This window comes from Streptomyces sp. NPDC005281, from assembly GCF_040607495.1.
Taxonomy (GTDB): domain Bacteria; phylum Actinomycetota; class Actinomycetes; order Streptomycetales; family Streptomycetaceae; genus Streptomyces.
In genome coordinates, this window is the sequence record NZ_JBEXGX010000004.1 from 134,776 (window position 1) to 151,922 (window position 17,147).

Genomic DNA, 17,147 nt, shown 5'->3' on the forward strand with positions numbered 1-17,147 from the left:
AGTCAGCTCCCTTCGCCGAAGTCGAAGACGATCCGGGCCTGGACGCGGCCGTGCAGGACCTCGTCGATGGACTCGTTGACCGAGGCGAGCGGCCGGGACTCGCGGATGACCTTGGTGCGGCCCGCGGCGTGCAGTTCGAACACCTCGGCCAGGTCCTGCCGGGTGCCGACGATGGAGCCGATCACGGAGGTGCCGTTCAGCACGGTCTCGAAGATCGGGACCTGGATGGTGCCGTGCGCCGGCATCGCGACCATGACGAGCTTCCCGCCGCGCCGCAGCCCGGTGTACACCGCGGAGAAGGCCTCCTCGTTGACCGCGAGCGCGAGCGCGGCGTGCGCTCCGCCGTGGCTCCGCAGGACCTCGCCCGGGTCCTCCTTGCGGGCGTCGATCACGATGTCGGCGCCGAGTTCCGCGGCGAGTTCGAGCTTCTCGTCGGTGACGTCGATCGCCGCGACGGTCGCCCCCGCGATCTTCGCGTACTGAAGGGCCAGATGGCCGAGTCCGCCCACCCCGGAGATCGCGACGAGCTGGCTGGGGCGCACGTCGGCGACCTTCAGGGCCTTGTACGTGGTCACGCCGGCGCAGGTGAGCGGCGCCGCGTCGAGCGGGGAGATCCCCTCGGGCACCGGCTGGGCGAAGTCGGCCCAGGCGAGCATCTTCTCGGCGTAGCCGCCGTCGCAGCCGTAGCCGGTGTTGATCTGCTGCTCGCACAGGGTCTCCCAGCCGGAGAGGCAGTGCTCGCAGCGGCCGCACGCCTTGCCGAGCCAGGGCACGGCGACCCGCTGTCCCACCGTCAGATGGGTGACGCCGTCGCCCAGCGCCTCGACCAGGCCGACTCCCTCGTGCCCGGGGACGAACGGCGGGCTCGGCCTGACCGGCCAGTCGCCGTTGGCCGCGTGGATGTCGGTGTGGCACAGCCCGGAGGCCTCCACCCGGACGCGGACCTGGCCCGGGCCGGGCTCGGGGTCGGGGCGCTCCTCGATGACCAGCGGCTCACCGAACGCGCGTACGACTGCTGCTTTCATGAGGTGTCTCTCCTTGCACGATCGGGCCGCGACCGGCACCGGCTCCGGTGGCGGCCCGAGGTGGTCACGGGTGCGGGACGACGGCGACGGGGGCGGTGGCGTGATGCAGCACGGCGTGCGTGACGGGCCCGATGTGGGCACCGAGCGAGGCCTGGCGGATCCGCCGGCCCACGACCACGAGCGAGGCCTCGTGGGATGCGTCCACGAGGTGGTTGGCCGGCTTCCCCGACAGGGAGTCCTCGATGATCTCGACGGCCGGGTACTTCTCGCGCCAGGCCCGCAGTGCCGCGGTCATGGCGACGGCGTCCTCGGCGGCCAGCCGGGTGTTCATCTTCAGGTCCGGGGGCAGTCCGTACGCGATGTAGGGCGGCTCGTTCCAGGAGTGCACGACCCGCAGCGCCGTGGCGCGCAGGAGGGCCGCCTCGAAGGCGAAGCCGATCAGCGTGTCGTCCGGGCGGCCGGTGTCGAGTCCGAGCACGACGGGGCGGAACGGCGCGGCGGCGGACGGGATGCCCGTCGGATCCGGGAGGTGCTCGTCCGCGGCCTGTTCACCGGCGCGCACCAGCACCACGGGCCGCACGGCGTGCGCCACGACGGCGAGCCCCACCGAGCCGACCATGAATCCGCCCGCCCCGCTGAGCCCGCGCGTGCCGAGGACCAGGAGTTCGGCGTCCTCCGCGGCCTTCAGCAGCGCCTCTGCGGGCCGGCCCGTGAGCTGCTCGGCGGTGACGTCGACGCCGGGGTGGCGTGTCCGTACCCCTTCGGCGGCCTCGCGCGGGATCCGCTCGCTCCAGTGCTGGTGGGTCTCGGCACCGAGCAGCGGTGCCTGGGCCATGGGGGGCTGGGCCGGTTCCCATACGTTGACGAGCCTGACCGGCAGGGCGCGCAGCCGCGCCTCGCGGGCGGCCCATTCGGCGGCGGCGAGACTCTCGGGAGAACCGTCGAGGCCCACGGTGACGGTGCGGGGCATGGTGTCCACCTCCTGAATCGGTTGCCCTGTCGGGCTCCGGTTCCATCGTCGTGTCGAAACGGTCGGTGGGGCAGGGGCCGCAGGTCCCCCATGGAGGCCGTTCGGCCCAAGGCGGGCGGCCCGGTGCCGTGCGGTGGGACCGGCCTCGCCGACCGCCGCCGCGCTCGGACAGCCGTCCGGCACGAACCGGGCGGGAGGCCGTCCGGCGATGCGCACGAGCCCGGTCGTCGAGGTGCCCGCGCACGGCCATGGTGGTGGTCTCTTCGAGGCTACCGAGGATGCCGGGCCGCTGCCCGGTACGGATCACCGTCCCGCTCAGGGTGCCTGCCGTGCCCGGTGCCGGAGAGCCTTCAGGCCCCCGCGAGGGCCGCTCTGGTCCGTTCGAGCCGGGCTCGTTCCGGCGCGCTCCCGGTCAGCGCGATGGCCGCGTCGTACGCGGGCAGCGCCTCGGCGTCCCTTCCGAGCCTGCGCAGCAGTTCCGCCCGTACGGCGTGGAAGGCGTGGTAGCCGTCCAGGTCCAGCTCGTCCACGAGCGCGAGAGCGGCCCCCGGTCCCTCGGTCTCGGCCACGGCGACGGCGCGGTTGAGGGCCACGACCGGACTGGGGGCGAGCTCCATGAGCTGGTCGTACAGCCGCAGGATCTGACGCCAGTCCGTTGCGGCGGCGGTCGGCGCGTCGCTGTGGACGGCGTTGACCGCGGCCTGGATCTGGTACGGCCCCGGCCGGTCGCGGCGCAGACAGCGGCGTACGAGCGCCTGGCCCTCGGTGATCAGGTCCCGGTCCCACCGGGTGCGGTCCTGTTCGGCGAGGAGGATCAGGTCGCCCTCCGGCGTCGCACGGGCCGGCCTGCGAGCCTCCACGAGCACCATCAGCGCGAGCAGGCCGAGGGCCTCGGGCTCGTCGGGCATGAGCTCGACGAGGAGGCGTCCGAGGCGCAGGGCTTCGGCGCAGAGGTCCTCGCGGCCGCCGTACCCCTCGTTGAAGACGAGGTAGACGACGGCCAGTACGCCCCTGACCCGGTCCGGCAGGTCCGCGTCGCGCGGGACCCGGTAGGGGATGCCCGCGTCGCGGATCTTGGCCTTGGCGCGGACGATCCGCTGGGCCATGGTGGGTTCGGGGACGAGGAAGGCACGGGCGATCTGCGCGGTGGTCAGACCGCCCAGGAGCCGCAGCGTGAGGGCGATCCGGGCCTCCGGGGCGAGCGCGGGGTGGCAGCAGGTGAAGATCAGACGGAGCCGGTCGTCGCGCACGGGGCCCTCCTCCACGGGGTCGTCCGGGGCGTGCAGCCGGGCGGCCTCGGCGTGCCGGGCCGCGCGGGTGGACTCGCGGCGCAGCCGGTCGACGGCGCGGTTGCGGGCGGTCGTGATGATCCAGCCGGCCGGGCTCGGCGGGATTCCGGTCTCCGGCCACTTCGCCACGGCCGTGGTGAACGCGTCCTGGACGGCTTCCTCGGCGAGGCCGATGTCGCCGAGGAAGCGGATCAGGACGGCGACCGCCCGGCCGTACTCGGCGCGGAAGACCGCCTCGACGTCATCGGCGCCGACGGTCACCGGTCCCCTGTCTCGTGCGTGAACGGCCGCACCTCGATCGGAAGCGTCGTCGCCAGGGTCGCCTTGCGCCCCCACGTCAGCGCCGCGTCGAGGTCGGGCGCCTTGATCAGGCAGATCCCGCCCAGATACTCCTTGCTCTCCGCGTACGGTCCGTCGGTGACCAGGACGTCACCGTCGCGGGCCCGCAGCACGGTGGCGGTGTCCGGCCCGTGGAGTCCGCCGGCGAACACCCAGGCGCCGGCCTCACGCAACTCCGTGTGGAACACCTCCAGGTTGTGCATGATCTCTTCCAGGACCTCGGGCGCGGGTGGCTCGCCCTGCGGCTGCATCACGCTCAGCAGGTAGTACTTCATGACGTGTCCTCCTCGGTGGTCCCGCTCGGTCTCTCCCTCACTACACGAACGGGAGAACGCCGGATCGACACACGCCACGACGACAGCGGGAGATTCCTTAGATGACCGTCCCACCGCATCCGCTCGTCACCGCCGCCCGGGAACTCGCGGCCCGGGTACTGGCGCCCCGGGCGCAGGACGTGGACCGGGAGGGCATGCCCGTGAGCAGCATCGAGGCCGTCAGGCGTTCGGGGCTGCTCGGGATCGCCGCCCCGGTCGCGGACGGCGGTTCGGCGGCGCCCGCCGCGGTGGTCCGCGAGACCGCGGAGATCCTGGCCGGGGCGTGCTGCTCGACCTGGTTCGTGCAGACCCAGCACCACACGCCGGTGACGACGCTGGCGAAGAGCGCCCTTCCGGTACGGGACCGTCTGCTGGGTCCGCTGGCGCGCGGGGAACTGCTGTCCGGGGTCGCGTACGCCCAGTTGCGCGCCCACCCGCGTGTCCCGGTGCGCGTCACGCGTGAGCGCGGCGGCTGGCGCTTCGACGGGAAGGTCCCCTGGTACACCGGCTGGGGGCTGAACGACGTCATGCTGCTGGCCGGGGTGACGGACCGGGACGAGGCACTGTTCGCGTTCACGGAGGCGCGCGAGCAGCCGGGGCTGCGCCCTTCGCCGCCGATGCGGCTGGCCGCGCTCACCGCGTCCCGGACGGTCTCGCTGGAGCTGGACGGGCTGTGGCTGCCCGACGACGCGGTGGCGCTGCGCACCCCGTACGAGACCTGGGCGGCCACCGACCGGCCCAGGAACACCAATGCCTCCCCGGCCGTCTTCGGGGTCACGGCGACCGCGATCGGCCTGCTGGAGGACGATCCGTCGGCGAAGGACACGGCGGACGCGCTGCGGGCGCGTCTCGACGAGGTCAGACGGCGGGCGTACGAACTCGCCGACCACCCGGTGCCGGCCGAGCGGATCGAGGAGCGGCTGGAGTGCAAGACGCTGGCGTACGACGTGATGCGGGCCGCGACCACGGCGGCGGTCGTGGCCGGCGGCGGGCGGGCGATGGATCTGCGCAGCCCGGCCCAACGGCTCGCGCGCGAGGGGATGTTCCTGCTGGTGCAGGGGCAGACCGCCCAGGTGCGCGCCGCGCACCTGGGGTCGCTGGGTGCGCCGGGCGCGAAGGCTCCGCTCAGCCGGTGAAGGGCACTTGGAGTGCCGGGACGGCCGGAGCCGCGAACGGGTGCCGCCACAGGCCCCGCTCGGCGAGGCGGGGCAGGACGCCCTCGCCGAACCAGTAGGCCTCCTCCAGGTGCGGGTAGCCGGAGAGCACGAACTCGTCGATGCCCAGGGCGTGATACTCCTCGATCCGCTCGGCGACCTCCTCGTGGCTGCCGACCAGGGCGGTGCCCGCTCCGCCGCGCACCAGACCGATGCCGGCCCACAGATTGGGGTGGATCTCCAGTCCGTCCCGGCCGCCGCCGTGCAGCGCGAGCATCCGCCGCTGCCCCTGCGACTCGCTGCGGGCGAGCCCCGCCTGCACGGACCGCACGGTGTCCGGGTCGAAGCCGTCGAGGAGCCGGCGGGCCTCGGTCCAGGCCTGCTCGGAGGTGTCGCGGGTGATGACGTGCAGCCGGATGCCGAACCGGAGGGTCCGCCCCTCGGCGGCCGCGAGCCCGCGGACCCAGGCGATCTTCTCGGCGACCTGGGCGGGCGGTTCGCCCCAGGTGAGGTAGACGTCGGCGTGCCGGGCGGCGACCTCACCGGCGATCGGCGAGGAGCCGCCGAAGTAGACGTCGGGGACCGGGTCCGGGACCCGGGTGAGCCGGGCGTCCTCGACCCGGAGGTGCTCGCCGCTCAGGTCGACGGTCTTCCCGTCCCACAACTCCCGCACGATGTGCAGGAATTCGCCGGTACGGCGATATCTGGCGTCCTTGTCGAGGAAGTCGCCGTAGGCGCGCTGCTCGTGACTCTCCCCGCCGGTCACCACGTTGAGGAGCAGCCGTCCGCCGCTCTGGCGCTGGAAACTGGAGGCCATCTGCGCGGCGAGCGTGGGCGACACGAAACCCGGCCGGAAGGCCACGAGGAACTTCAACCGCTCCGTGTGCCGGCTGACCATCGCGGTCGTCAGCCACGCGTCCTCGCACCAGGCGCCCGTCGGGGTCAGGGCGCCGAGGAAGCCGAGGTCCTCCGCGGCACGGGCGATCTGGCTCAAGTAGGCGACCGTGGGCGGCCGGTCCCGTCCGGAAGCGGTGGTGGGCGTACCGTGACCGCCGCCGACGACATCGCGGCTGTCTCCGTTGGTGGGCAGGAACCAGTGGAAGGTGAGGGACACGGCGGAGTTCTCCGATCTTTGGGGACTGGCCGGGCGATGGGCCGCGGGCGAGCGGCCGTCGGGCAGTGCCGTCACGTGGTGGCCGTCGGGCAGTGGCCTGGAGAAGGCCGTACCGGGGTCACTCGGACGGTCATCTGCGTCAGCCCGTGGCGGCGAGCAGGTGCGTACGGCCGAGGGCCAGCGAGAACTGGTCCACCACCTGGGCCAGGGCCTCGGCGGTGCCCGGCGCCACGGTGACGGTCCCGTCCTGCCCCGTGATGATGTCCTTGTCGAGGGTGAACCAGCCTTGGACTATATGGGCGGCCCCCATGGAGTTGAGGACCGGGCGCAGCGCGTAGTCCAGGGCCAGCACATGGGCGGTGCTGCCTCCGGTGACCAGCGGCAGCACGGTCTTGCCGGTCAGGGCGTACTGCGGGAGCAGGTCGAGCAGGGCCTTGAGGACGCCGGAGTAGGCCGCCTTGTAGACGGGGGTGCCGATGACCACGCCGTCGGCGCGGGCGAACAACTCGGTCGCCTCGACGATGGCGGGGTGCTGGAAGTCCGCGCCGAGCAGCGCCTCCGCGGGGATCGTGCGGACGTCGAGGGGGATCACCTCATGGCCCTGCGCGGCGAGCCGGGCGTCGAGGTGGCGCAGGAGTCCGGCCGTGCGGGAGGAGACCGAGGGGCTGCCGGAGACGGACAGGACGATGGCCATGGGTCTTCTTTCGTGTGCGGGTTCGCTGGTGGGCGGACGGCCGGGGCTTACGGAGACGGGCGGCGGCCGCCCGTCACGCGTGCACGCGGCGGCAACCCCGGTCGGCGCGCTGTTCGTTCCTGCCGGTGACCAGGCCCCCAGCGACATGGGGCACCCCGTGGGCGAAGCGGATGGACTCGGTCGCGGACACGGTGCGTCTCCTGATGTGCGGTTCGAGGGCACGACGAGGAAAGGCCCGGGAATTCAGCGGGAATTCGGGCGGCACAATGCGGGTGACAGTCAGGGAAGACGTCCTGGCGCGGCGATCGAATTCAGCCGGGCCGGACCGGTCCGCGCGAAGGGGACCCTGCTGTCGGGGTCGTCAGGCTTCGCAGCAACAGAAGGAGCTGGAGACACGCGCGAGGTCGACGTGGCGTCGCCGCGTGAGGTCCAGTCGCATCTTCATGACGCAGATCGTCGCAGCCCCCGGTCCGGACCGTCAAGGAATCACGGCCCGGTCTCGTATCCCGGACCGTCGAATTTCACGAAGGTGTGCCGGGGAAACCCCTGAACGGGTCGGCGCGACGGCGGTGTTCCGCCGCTGTGCGAATTGAGCGGCCGGAATACGTCCGAAGGACCGGGGAACTCCGGGGGCCGGGACGGCCCGGACTCCGGTTCAGCGCCTGTCGCCCGACGAGGTACCCGGCCGGGCAGTCCCCGTCGCCGGCCGAGTCAGCCCTCGCCGCCGGCCGGGACAGTCCATGTCACCGGCCGGATCAGTCCTCGTCGCCGACCGGGACGACCACGAGAAAGGCGTCCGACTTCAGGTCCATCACGACCGTCGCCGCCAGTCCCTCCGTACGGCGAAGGGCCGCGTACTCCTCGGCGGTCCAGGAACCGCGCGGAGCCCCGGCGGGAAAACGTTCCAGCACCTTTGCGCCCATGGCGGCAGACACCTCCAGCTCTGGCAGCGGACCCGGAGCGACGAGTCCCGTGGAACGCGCTTGCCCGGGTTTCGCCGTGACATGCCAGGCCTGTTCGGTATCTGCCCTCCGGGCCGCGCCGCTCAGACCGCGACGCGCTCGTCCCGCTCGTCTCCTCGGTTCCCCGGCTCGGGCTCGGACCCGGGTCCGGCCTCGGGCTCGCGGCTCAGCCGTCCCGGCCACCAGGCACGCCGGCCGATGTCGCGGACCAGGGCGGGCACCAGCAGCGAGCGGACGACCAGGGTGTCGAGCAGGACACCGAAGGCGACGATGAAGGCGATCTGCACCAGGAAGGCCAGCGGGATCACCCCGAGGGCGGCGAAGGTCGCGGCCAGCACCACGCCCGCCGAGGTGATCACCCCTCCGGTGGCGACGAGTCCGCGCAGCACACCCTCGCGTACACCGTGTCGCAACGACTCCTCGCGGACCCGGGACATCAGGAAGATGTTGTAGTCGACTCCCAGGGCCACCAGGAACACGAACCCGTACAGCGGCACGGACGCGTCGGTGCCCGTGAAACCGAACCCGTGCCGGAACACCAGGGAGGAGATGCCCAGCGTGGCGAGGAAGTTGAGCGCCACCGTGGCCACCAGGAGCACCGGCATGAGCAACGAGCGGAGCAGGCCGGCCAGTATCACCAGGATGATGGCGAGGACCACCGGCACGATGAGCGTGCGGTCGCGTTCGGCGGTCTGCCGGGTGTCGTACTGCTGGGCCGCGTAGCCCCCGACGATCGCGTCGGCGCCCGGTACGGCGTGCACAGCCGTGCGCAGTCGCGCGACCGTGTCCTTGGCCGCGTCGCTGTCCGCGGCCGATCGCAGCGTGACGTCGACACGGACCCTGCCGTCGACGATCCGGGGCGCTCCCCCGCCGGGCCGGCCGGACTCCGTCACCGCGGCGGCCGACGCGACACCGTCCGTCGCGCGGGCCGCGGACGTGACCCGCGCGACGCGGTCCGCGTTCGCGATGATCACCGCGGGGTTGCCCGAGCCGCCGGGGAAGTGCCGTCCGAGGGTCTGCTGCGCGGCGACCGACGGCGCGTCGTTGACGAAGATCTCGGAGAGCGGGATGCCCTTCGCGGTCAGGGTGGGTGCGAAGGCCGCGCAGGCCAGGAGCCCGGCCAGGGTACCGGCCCAGACCTTGCGCGGGGCGCGGTCGACCAGCGCGGCGACCCGCTTCCAGATGCCGCCGCCGGTGCTCGCCCCGCCTGCCGGGCGGGGCCTGGCCGGCCAGTAGGCGGCGCGGCCGAGGAGTACCAGGACGGCCGGCAGGAAGGTGAGCGCGCTCAGCGCGGCGCAGACCACTCCGATGGCACCCACGGGGCCGAGCGACCGGTTGTTCGTCAGATCGCTGAGCAGCAGCGCCAGCAGTCCGAGGGCCACGGTTCCCGCGCTCGCGACGATCGCGCCCCAGGACTGCCGCAGTGCCGCCCGGACGGCCGCGAACCGGTCGGCGCTCAGGGTGAGTTCCTCGCGGAAGCGGGCGCTCAGCAGGAGCGCGTAGTCGGTCGCGGCGCCGATCACGAGGATCGAGAGGATGCCCTGCACCTGGCCGTCGACGCGTACGACACCGTGGTCGGCGAGGACGTAGACGACGGCGCAGGCCAGACCGAGTGCGAACACGGACCCGAGGATGATGAGGAAGGGCAGCAGCACACTGCGGTAGACGAGCAGCAGGATCACCAGGACGGTGGCCAGGGCCACCCCGAGCAGCAGTCCGTCGATTCCGGCGAAGGCGTCGCCGAGGTCGGCCTGGCTGGCGGCGGGGCCGGCGATCCACACGGTCGTACCGGGGACGCCCGCGGCGGCGGTACGAACGCGTCCGACGGTGTCGGGCAGCTGTTTGCCGAGGTCGGGCCTGAGCTGGACGACGCCCTCCAGCGCCTTGCCGTCGTGCGACGGCAGGGCGGGCGACGGCCGGCCGACGACGCCGGGGGTGCCGGCGAGGGAGGCGAGCGCGCGGGTCGCGGCGGCCTGCCGGGCAGCGGCCGTGGAACCGTGGCCGTCCGCGGTCCACACGACGATCGCGGGCAGCGTCCCGGCCTGCTGGAAGGCACGCTGCTGGGCCACCACCTCGGTGGACTCGGCGCTGCGCGGCAGGAACGCGGCCTGGTCGTTGGTGGAGACCTCGCCGAGCCGGCCGGCGTAGGGGCCGAGGGTGCCTCCGATGCCGAGCCAGGCGACGAGCAGGACGACGGGGATCAGCCACAGGGCTCGTCGCGGGGTGAGGGACATCGCTCTCCAGGTTTCACTGAAAGGTGCCTCAATGAATGACAATCTCAATCATCGAGATATCTCGCGGCCAGATCGTAGACCATGCCCGCCCTTCCGGCTCCGGCGCCCGTCCGGATGCACCGGCCGACGGCCTCCGTGCCCGTCAGCGCCCGTCAGCGCCCGTCAGCGCCCGTCAGCGCCCGTCAGCGCCCGTCAGCGCCCGTCAGCGCCCGGGAGACCGTACGGCCGAGAGCTGTTCGTTCATCATCGCCAGGAACCTGAGGACCACGGCCAGCTCGTCCTCGCTGAAAGCGGACCGCACGCTCGCCGTGACGTCGGCCAGCGGCCGGAAGTGGGCACGCGCGGCCGACTTCGCGTCGGGAACGTAGTGGAGGTGGACCACCCTGCGGTCGGGGCTCTCCCGGACGCGCCGGACGTGGCCGGCGCGTTCGAGCCGGTCCAGACACGCGGTGACCGCGCCCGAGGTGAGCCCGAGGTGCTCGCGCAGCCGGCCAGGCGTGAGCGGTTCCGACGCGTCGAGGATCGCCGCGAGCGCCAGCACGTCCGTCGCGTGCAGACCGTGCGCCCCGGCGAAGCCGTGGACCAGCCGGTTGATCTCGCCGTTCAAGCGGCGCAGCTCCACCGCGAACGCGTGAAGACCGTTCGCCTCGGCCGGTCCCCGCTCCTGGCCCGCATCGGGGTCCGGATCACCGCTCCGGTCGTCACGGTCGTCTCGTCTGGCCACGTGATCAGCCTATAGAAGTCCCGGCACCTCACCCGTTCGGGCGTCCGGCACCTGGCGGCCGCCCCGTCCGGCGCATCCGCGGGCGCCGCCCGGGTGGAAGGGATCAGGAAAGGGACGGACCCACGGGGGCCATGCCGGCGACCGACGGAGGACGCATGAGCGACGAGGAGACCCGCACCGGCCCGAGGTGTCTGGTCACCGGTGCCACCGGCTACATCGGCGGACGGCTGGTCCCCGAACTGCTGGCCGAGGGATACCGGGTGCGCTGTCTGGCCCGCTCCCCCGCCAAGCTGCGCGACTATCCCTGGGCCGGCGAGGCCGAGGTGGTGCGTGGTGACGTCACGGACGCCGCCTCGGTCGCCGACGCGCTGCGCGGGTGCGAGGTCGCGTACTACCTCGTGCACGCCCTCGGCACGGGCCACGACTTCGAGGCGACGGACCGCAAGGCCGCCCGGGTGTTCGGCGAACAGGCCCGTGCCGCGGGCGTGCGGCGGATCGTCTATCTGGGCGGCCTCACCCCCGCGGGCGTACCGGTCGAGGAACTCTCGCCGCATCTGAGGTCCCGGGCCGAGGTGGGGCGCATCCTGCTGGAGTCGGGCGTACCGACCACGGTGCTGCGCGCCGCGGTCATCATCGGCTCCGGTTCGGCCTCCTTCGAGATGCTGCGCTATCTCACCGAGCGGCTGCCGGTGATGGTGACGCCGAGCTGGGTGCACACCCGGATCCAGCCGATGGGCGTACGCGATGTACTGCGCACCCTCGTCGGCAGCGCCGCGATGCCCCCGGAGGTCAACCGCGCCTTCGACATCGGTGGCCCCGACGTCCTGACGTACCTCGAGATGATGCGGCGGTACGCCTCCGTCGCCGGGCTGCCGCGCAGGCTCATCTTTGCCGTACCGGTCCTCACGCCCCGGCTGTCCAGTCACTGGGTCGGACTCGTCACCCCCGTGCCCGCGTCGATCGCGCGCCCGCTCACCGAGTCCCTGCGCCATGAGGTCGTGTGCAGCGAGCACGACATCGTCCGGTACGTTCCCGATCCTCCAGGACGGCCGATCGGCTTCGACGCGGCGGTGTCCCTGGCGCTCCAGCGGGTGCGCGACGCCCAGGTGACCACCCGGTGGTCGTCGGCCTCGTATCCCGGGACGGCCAGCGACCCGCTGCCCACGGACCCCGACTGGGCCGGCGGCAGTCTCTACACGGACGACCGCGAACTGACCGTGGACGCGTCGCCCGGGAACCTGTGGCGGGTGATCGAGGGCATCGGCGGCGACAACGGCTGGTACTCCTTCCCGCTCGCCTGGGCGGTGCGCGGCTGGATGGACCGGCTGGTGGGCGGGGTGGGGCTGCGCCGCGGACGCCGGGACGCCGCCCGGCTCCGGGTGGGCGACTCCCTCGACTTCTGGCGGGTGGAGGAGATCGAGCCGGGGCATCTGCTGCGGCTGCGGGCCGAGATGAGACTGCCGGGGCTGGCGTGGCTGGAGATGTACGCCGACGTGACGGACGACGGGCGCACGCGCTACCGGCAGCGGGCCCTGTTCCATCCGCACGGGCTGCTCGGGCACATGTACTGGTGGAGTGTCTCGCCGTTCCACTCCGTGGTGTTCGGCGGCATGGCCCGGAACATCGCGCTGGCCGCCGAGAACGCTCCGGCCGCCGCGGCGGCACCCGCCCTCACTCCCTGACCTCACGTCCGTGCCCGCCACCGACCGCACACTCCCGTCCTCCCGCCGACCGCAGACCTCGTCCTCCCGCCGGCCGCCGGCCTCCGCACGGCCGGAGCGCCGGGTCGCCGCGCCGCCCGGAGTCGCCCTCGGCGCACCGCCGATCACCGAGCTGTCCGCCGCGCTCGGCCGTGACGAGCAGGTGCGGGTCGTGGACCGGGTGTGCCGGGTCCACGTCCGCCCGCCACCCCGGGCACATATCCACACTCCCCCGCCGCCGCCTCTGCTCTTCTCCCGCTCCCGGCCCGCCGCACGAGCCGCCCGCACCGAATCCGCGGGCGCCGGACCACGCCTCAGCCGTGCGGACCGCGCGCACCGCATCCGCACGAGCCGCCCGGGCCGCATCCGCATCCGCATGAGCAGCTCGGGCCGAAGCAGACCGATGCCGTACCCCCCTCAGCGCCGTACCGGAGCCACCCCATGACCGTCTCGATCGTCCTGTTCACCTCTGACCTGCGCCTGCACGATCACCCGCCACTGCGGGCCGCCCTCGACGGCACGGATGCGGTGGTGCCGCTCTTCGTCCGCGACGAGGCCGTCGCCGACGCCGGGTTCACCGCCCCCAACCGGATGGCGTTCCTCGCCGACTGCCTGGCGGACCTGGACGCCGGGCTCCGTGAACGCGGCGGCCGGCTGGTGGTCCGCTCCGGCGACGTGGTGGCGGAGGTGGCCGGGGTCGCCGCCGAGGCCGACGCCGACGAGGTGCACGTCGCGGCCGGGGTCAGCGCCTACGCGCACCGCCGGGAGGAGCGGCTGCGCGCCGCGCTGGAGGCGGACGGACGCCGTCTGCACGTGCACGAGGCGGTGATCACCGCGCTCGCCCCCGGTGCCGTGACCCCGGCCGCCTCCGACCACTTCGCCGTCTTCACGCCGTACCACCGTCAGTGGGAGCGGCAGCCGTTGCGGGACCCGCTCGCGGCCCCCCGGGTCGTGCGGGTGCCGGAGAGCGTCGGTTCGCGGGCGATCCCCTCACGCTCGGACGTGTCCGGGGTGTCCGAGGGGCTGGCCCGGGGCGGCGAGACGGAGGCCAGGAAACGGCTGACGGCCTGGCTGCGCGGCGGGATCGGGGCGTACGAGGAGCGCCACGACGACCTGCCGGGCGACGCCACCTCCCGACTCTCCCCCCATCTGCATTTCGGCACGCTGTCGCCTGTCGAGCTGGTGCACCGGGCGCGCGGCGCGGGTGGTCCGGGCGCCGAGGCGTTCGTACGGCAGGTGGCGTGGCGGGACTTCCACCACCAGGTGCTGGCGGCCCGGCCGGACGCGTCCGCCGCCGACTACCGTTCCCGGCACGACCGTTGGCGCTCGGAGGCCGAGGCGGCGGACGACATCGAGGCATGGCGGGACGGGCGGACCGGCTATCCGGTGGTGGACGCCGCGATGCGGCAGCTGCGTCACGAGGGCTGGATGCACAACCGGGGGCGCCTGCTGACGGCGAGCTTCCTCGCCAAGACGCTGTACGTGGACTGGCGGGTCGGGGCCCGGCACTTCCTGGATCTGCTGGTGGACGGCGATGTCGCCAACAACCAGCTCAACTGGCAGTGGATGGCGGGAACGGGCACGGACAGCCGGCCCAACCGCGTCCTGAACCCGCTGACCCAGGCGAGGCGTTACGACCCGGACGGGGTATATGTCCGGCGCTGGGTGCCCGAGTTGGCGGGAATCGCAGGACGGGCCGTGCACGAGCCGTGGAAGCTCCAGGGCCTGGACCGGGCGGCCTGCGACTACCCGGACCCGATCGTCGAACTGTCCGAGGGGCTGGCCCGGTTCAAGCGGGCCCGGGGCCTCGACTGACGGCGGCGTTCAGGCCGCGCGCACGAACGAACCGATCCGAATATAAACTGCCGAGGATTTTACCTGTTGTAGAGATTCTTCTTCGGTGCGCCGCCGTATACGTGGTCGTCCGAACCACTCGTACCGGATCCCCTCGCACCGGATCCACCGCGCGGCCATCCCGGAGCCGACATCTCCGGAACCGCCGTACCCGCCCAGGAGGCTCCTCAATGCGCATTACACGGAACGCGGGAACACTCTTCGTGGCCGGTGCGCTGACGCTGACCCTGGCCGCGCTCGCCTATCCGGCCATGCTGGGGGTCCAGACCACGGCCGCCACCCCGGTGAGCATCATCGCCAATCCGTCCTCGGGGCCGCTGACGGAGGCCGACCGCGACTTCGTCGTCAAGGTGCGCGCGGCGGGTCTGTGGGAGTACCCGGTCGGGCAGCTGGCCCTCCAGAAGGGGACCACCCCCGCGGTCCGCACGGCGGGGCAGCACCTGATCTCGGGGCACGCGGGGCTCGACACCACGAGCCGCAAGGTCGCCAAGGAACTCGGCATCACGCTCCCCAACAAGCCGTCCCCGCTTCAGCAGGGCTTCGTGGCGACGCTGAGCGCGGACTCCGGCTCGAAGTTCGACAGCGACTTCGCCAACATCCTGCGGGTGACCCACGGACAGATCTTCTCGACGGTGGCGAAGATACGCGCCACGACCGAGAACACCCTCGTACGGCAGCTCGCCGACCAGGCCAATGACACCGTGCTGGACCACATCACCGTGATGGAGAAGACCGGACTGGTCGACTTCAACCAGGTGATCATCCAGGAGACCACCATCCCGAAGGTGCCCGCGGTCAATCTCACGCCTCCGCCGCCGCAGCCCGGTGAGCCCGAGGTCGTCCTGACGCCGCCCGCGGGCGGGGCCGCGCTCCCGGCGGACGGGGCGTCGCTGCCGGCGGGAGGAGCCTCCCTGCCCGTGCAGCCGTCTCCGACGCCGACGGTGGGCTGACCCACGCAGACGCGATGAACGAAGGCCGTCCGAGCGGGAGTTCGCGAGGGCGGCCGCCTCGGCTTTCTCGAGGCACCCGTCAGACGGGCTGGCCGACGGAGCCGTCGGCAAGGCTCACCAGCGCGGTCAGCGCCTCCCTCAGTCCCGGCGGCCGGAGCATGCCCGGTTCCGGGCGGCCGGCCCAGCCGGGGCCGCCGAGGAGGACGGCGGGATGACCGCGGGCGCCCTTGACCCCCCAGGTGGTGGACGCGATGTGCCGGGCCAGGGGGCGGTCCGCGGTGGAACGGGTCTGCGACCACAGCACGACGGCGACCGGCCCCAGCCGCCGGACCGCCGCGGTCAGTGCCTCCGGGGGCACCGCGGCGCCGAACATCCGGGTGGGCAGGCCCTGTTCGACGAGGCCGGCGTGCAGCGCCTCCAGCGGAAGACAGTGCTGTTCGCCGGGCACACAGGCCAGCACGACCGGTCCCGCGCCGGTGACCGGCACTCCGGGCCCCGCCGGTCCCGAGGCCCGGTGCAGCACCCGGGAGATGTGCCAGGACAGCAGGTGCTCCACCTCCACGTAGCGGTCGCCCGCTGACTCCCATTTGCGGCCCACCGCGTGCAGGGTCGGCACCATCACCTCCTCCCAGCCGACGACCACACCGTGCCGCTCGACGAGAGCGGTCAACTGGTCGTCCACGGAGGGCGCGTCGAGGCGTACGGCGGCGCGCGCGAGGCCCTTGCACTCCTGCCGGGGGTCGTCGAGAGGCTCCGCACCGGCCGCGTTCGCGGCGGTTTCCGGCTCCTCGGCCCCGGCACCCGGCACCCGGGCGTCCGTCGCGCCCATGGCCGCCCTGGCCGCCTCGGCGGGCGGCACTCCGGCCGAGGTCAGCCGGCACATCTCCTCGAGCATCGCCACGTCCTGGGGTGCCCAGCGGCGGTGCCGCCCGCCGGAACGGACCGCGGGTCCCATTCCGTACCTGCGGTCCCAGGAACGCAGGGTGGTGGGTGACACCCCGAGACGCCGGGCCAGTGCGCCGGTGGTGACTCCGGCTTCGGCCGGTGCCGTGCCCGGCTCCCGCCCCTGATCAGACCGGATGTCACCCATACGGCGACTATACGACGCAGAAACGATGCGAGTTGTCGCCTCTGTCCCATGGTTCACACAATCGGTTTCACGGAGCCCCACACAACGAGTTCCCGGAACGAGGAGCCGTGGCCATGAGCGCAGATCCGACCGCCGAGCAGCCGGCCGCCGAGCCCGGGGACGCGGTCACGGACGCCGCGCTGGCCCGGGGCATCGTCGACGGGGACGAGGCCTCACTGGCCACCGCGTACCGCCGCTGGGCGCCCCTGGTCCACGCCCTCGCCCGGCGTTCGCTCGGCGACGCGCGCGAGGCGGAGGACGTCACCCAGCAGGTGTTCCTCGCCGTGTGGCGCGGGGCACGGGGCTACCGGCCGGAGCGCGGCACGGTCGCCGGGTGGCTCGTCGGCATCACCCGGCGCAAGATCGCCGACGCGCTCTCCGCGCGGACCCGGCGCACCGAGCTGGTGGGTGCGGCCGGCGCCCTACTGATCCTCGCCGACGACACCCGGACCCGGCCCGAGGCCACCACGCTCGACCGTGTCCTCGTCCGGCACGAGCTGGCCAAACTCCCGACACCGCAGCGCCGGGTCCTGCACCTCGCGTTCTACGAGGACCTCACCCAGACGCAGATCGCCCAGCGCACCGGCTGGCCGCTGGGCACCGTGAAGAGCCACTCCCGCCGCGGTATGCACCAGCTGCGCGACTCGCTGCGCCCGGTGGCAGAGGTCTGAGCACCCGCGGCCGGCCGTCGCAGC

Annotated in this window: 17 protein-coding genes; 6 read left to right on the forward strand and 11 right to left on the reverse strand. The window is 73.1% G+C overall.

The features are described 5' to 3' along the window. Positions 1–2: 2 nt before the first annotated feature. The 4 genes from ABZV42_RS07730 to ABZV42_RS07745 form a co-directional block, all read right to left on the reverse strand. Positions 3–1,025, reverse strand: coding sequence for a zinc-dependent alcohol dehydrogenase (locus ABZV42_RS07730; RefSeq protein ID WP_355980136.1), 1,023 nt, complete (start codon positions 1,023–1,025; stop codon positions 3–5). A gap of 64 nt (positions 1,026–1,089) precedes the next feature. Continuing rightward, entirely contained in the window at positions 1,090–1,995 is a 906-nt protein-coding gene (locus ABZV42_RS07735; RefSeq protein WP_355980139.1) for a universal stress protein, read from the reverse strand. A gap of 350 nt (positions 1,996–2,345) precedes the next feature. Beyond that, positions 2,346–3,545, reverse strand: coding sequence for an RNA polymerase sigma factor (locus ABZV42_RS07740; protein WP_355980142.1), 1,200 nt, complete (start codon positions 3,543–3,545; stop codon positions 2,346–2,348). Then, the gene (locus tag ABZV42_RS07745) at positions 3,542–3,898 is read right to left on the reverse strand and encodes a YciI family protein (RefSeq protein WP_355980144.1); all 357 of its coding nucleotides are present in this window, start codon (positions 3,896–3,898) and stop codon (positions 3,542–3,544) included. Before ABZV42_RS07745 ends, ABZV42_RS07740 begins: the two co-directional genes overlap by 4 nt. Positions 3,899–3,999: 101 nt before the next feature. Between ABZV42_RS07745 and ABZV42_RS07750 the strand changes: the two genes are divergently transcribed. Next, a complete protein-coding gene (locus ABZV42_RS07750) occupies positions 4,000–5,073 on the forward strand; it encodes an acyl-CoA dehydrogenase family protein (protein WP_355980147.1) in 1,074 nt (357 codons plus the stop codon). Here ABZV42_RS07750 and ABZV42_RS07755 read toward each other — a convergent pair. The 6 genes from ABZV42_RS07755 to ABZV42_RS07780 form a co-directional block, all read right to left on the reverse strand. After that, entirely contained in the window at positions 5,063–6,205 is a 1,143-nt protein-coding gene (locus ABZV42_RS07755; protein WP_356051181.1) for an LLM class flavin-dependent oxidoreductase, read from the reverse strand. The two genes, ABZV42_RS07750 and ABZV42_RS07755, sit on opposite strands and share 11 nt — an antisense overlap. 139 nt (positions 6,206–6,344) lie before the next feature. After that, positions 6,345–6,899 (reverse strand): NADPH-dependent FMN reductase, encoded by a 555-nt coding sequence (ssuE, locus tag ABZV42_RS07760; protein ID WP_355980153.1) that lies wholly within the window; start codon positions 6,897–6,899, stop codon positions 6,345–6,347. 361 nt (positions 6,900–7,260) lie between these two features. Continuing rightward, entirely contained in the window at positions 7,261–7,344 is an 84-nt protein-coding gene (locus ABZV42_RS07765) for a putative leader peptide (RefSeq protein ID WP_355980430.1), read from the reverse strand. 310 nt (positions 7,345–7,654) lie between these two features. Then, the gene (locus ABZV42_RS07770; RefSeq protein WP_355980156.1) at positions 7,655–7,822 is read right to left on the reverse strand and encodes a hypothetical protein; all 168 of its coding nucleotides are present in this window, start codon (positions 7,820–7,822) and stop codon (positions 7,655–7,657) included. Positions 7,823–7,944: 122 nt separating this feature from the next. Then, positions 7,945–10,095, reverse strand: coding sequence for an MMPL family transporter (locus ABZV42_RS07775; protein ID WP_356051183.1), 2,151 nt, complete (start codon positions 10,093–10,095; stop codon positions 7,945–7,947). A 202-nt stretch (positions 10,096–10,297) separates the two neighbouring features. Beyond that, complete coding sequence (locus ABZV42_RS07780) at positions 10,298–10,819, reverse strand: MarR family winged helix-turn-helix transcriptional regulator (protein ID WP_355980162.1); 522 nt, start codon at positions 10,817–10,819, stop codon at positions 10,298–10,300. 155 nt (positions 10,820–10,974) lie between these two features. On the opposite strand from ABZV42_RS07780, the gene ABZV42_RS07785 reads away from it, so the two are divergent. The 4 genes from ABZV42_RS07785 (at position 10,975) to ABZV42_RS07800 (ending at position 15,323) form a co-directional block, all read left to right on the forward strand. After that, positions 10,975–12,501 carry an SDR family oxidoreductase gene (locus ABZV42_RS07785; RefSeq protein WP_355980165.1) on the forward strand — a complete coding sequence of 509 codons (1,527 nt, stop codon included), beginning with the start codon at positions 10,975–10,977 and terminating at the stop codon, positions 12,499–12,501. A gap of 10 nt (positions 12,502–12,511) precedes the next feature. Next, positions 12,512–12,964, forward strand: a complete 453-nt coding sequence (locus ABZV42_RS07790) for a hypothetical protein (RefSeq protein ID WP_355980168.1) — start codon at positions 12,512–12,514, stop codon at positions 12,962–12,964. Then, positions 12,961–14,334, forward strand: coding sequence for a deoxyribodipyrimidine photo-lyase (locus ABZV42_RS07795; RefSeq protein WP_355980171.1), 1,374 nt, complete (start codon positions 12,961–12,963; stop codon positions 14,332–14,334). Before ABZV42_RS07790 ends, ABZV42_RS07795 begins: the two co-directional genes overlap by 4 nt. Positions 14,335–14,543: 209 nt before the next feature. Continuing rightward, positions 14,544–15,323, forward strand: a complete 780-nt coding sequence (locus tag ABZV42_RS07800; protein WP_355980174.1) for a DUF4142 domain-containing protein — start codon at positions 14,544–14,546, stop codon at positions 15,321–15,323. Positions 15,324–15,402: 79 nt separating this feature from the next. Here the strand turns inward: ABZV42_RS07800 and ABZV42_RS07805 are convergent, their stop codons facing one another. Further along, positions 15,403–16,413: a MerR family transcriptional regulator gene (locus tag ABZV42_RS07805; RefSeq protein ID WP_355980177.1), complete on the reverse strand. Its 1,011-nt coding sequence runs from the start codon at positions 16,411–16,413 to the stop codon at positions 15,403–15,405. A gap of 113 nt (positions 16,414–16,526) precedes the next feature. On the opposite strand from ABZV42_RS07805, the gene ABZV42_RS07810 reads away from it, so the two are divergent. Next, entirely contained in the window at positions 16,527–17,123 is a 597-nt protein-coding gene (locus ABZV42_RS07810) for a sigma-70 family RNA polymerase sigma factor (protein WP_355980179.1), read from the forward strand. The last annotated feature ends 24 nt before the right edge of the window (positions 17,124–17,147 follow it).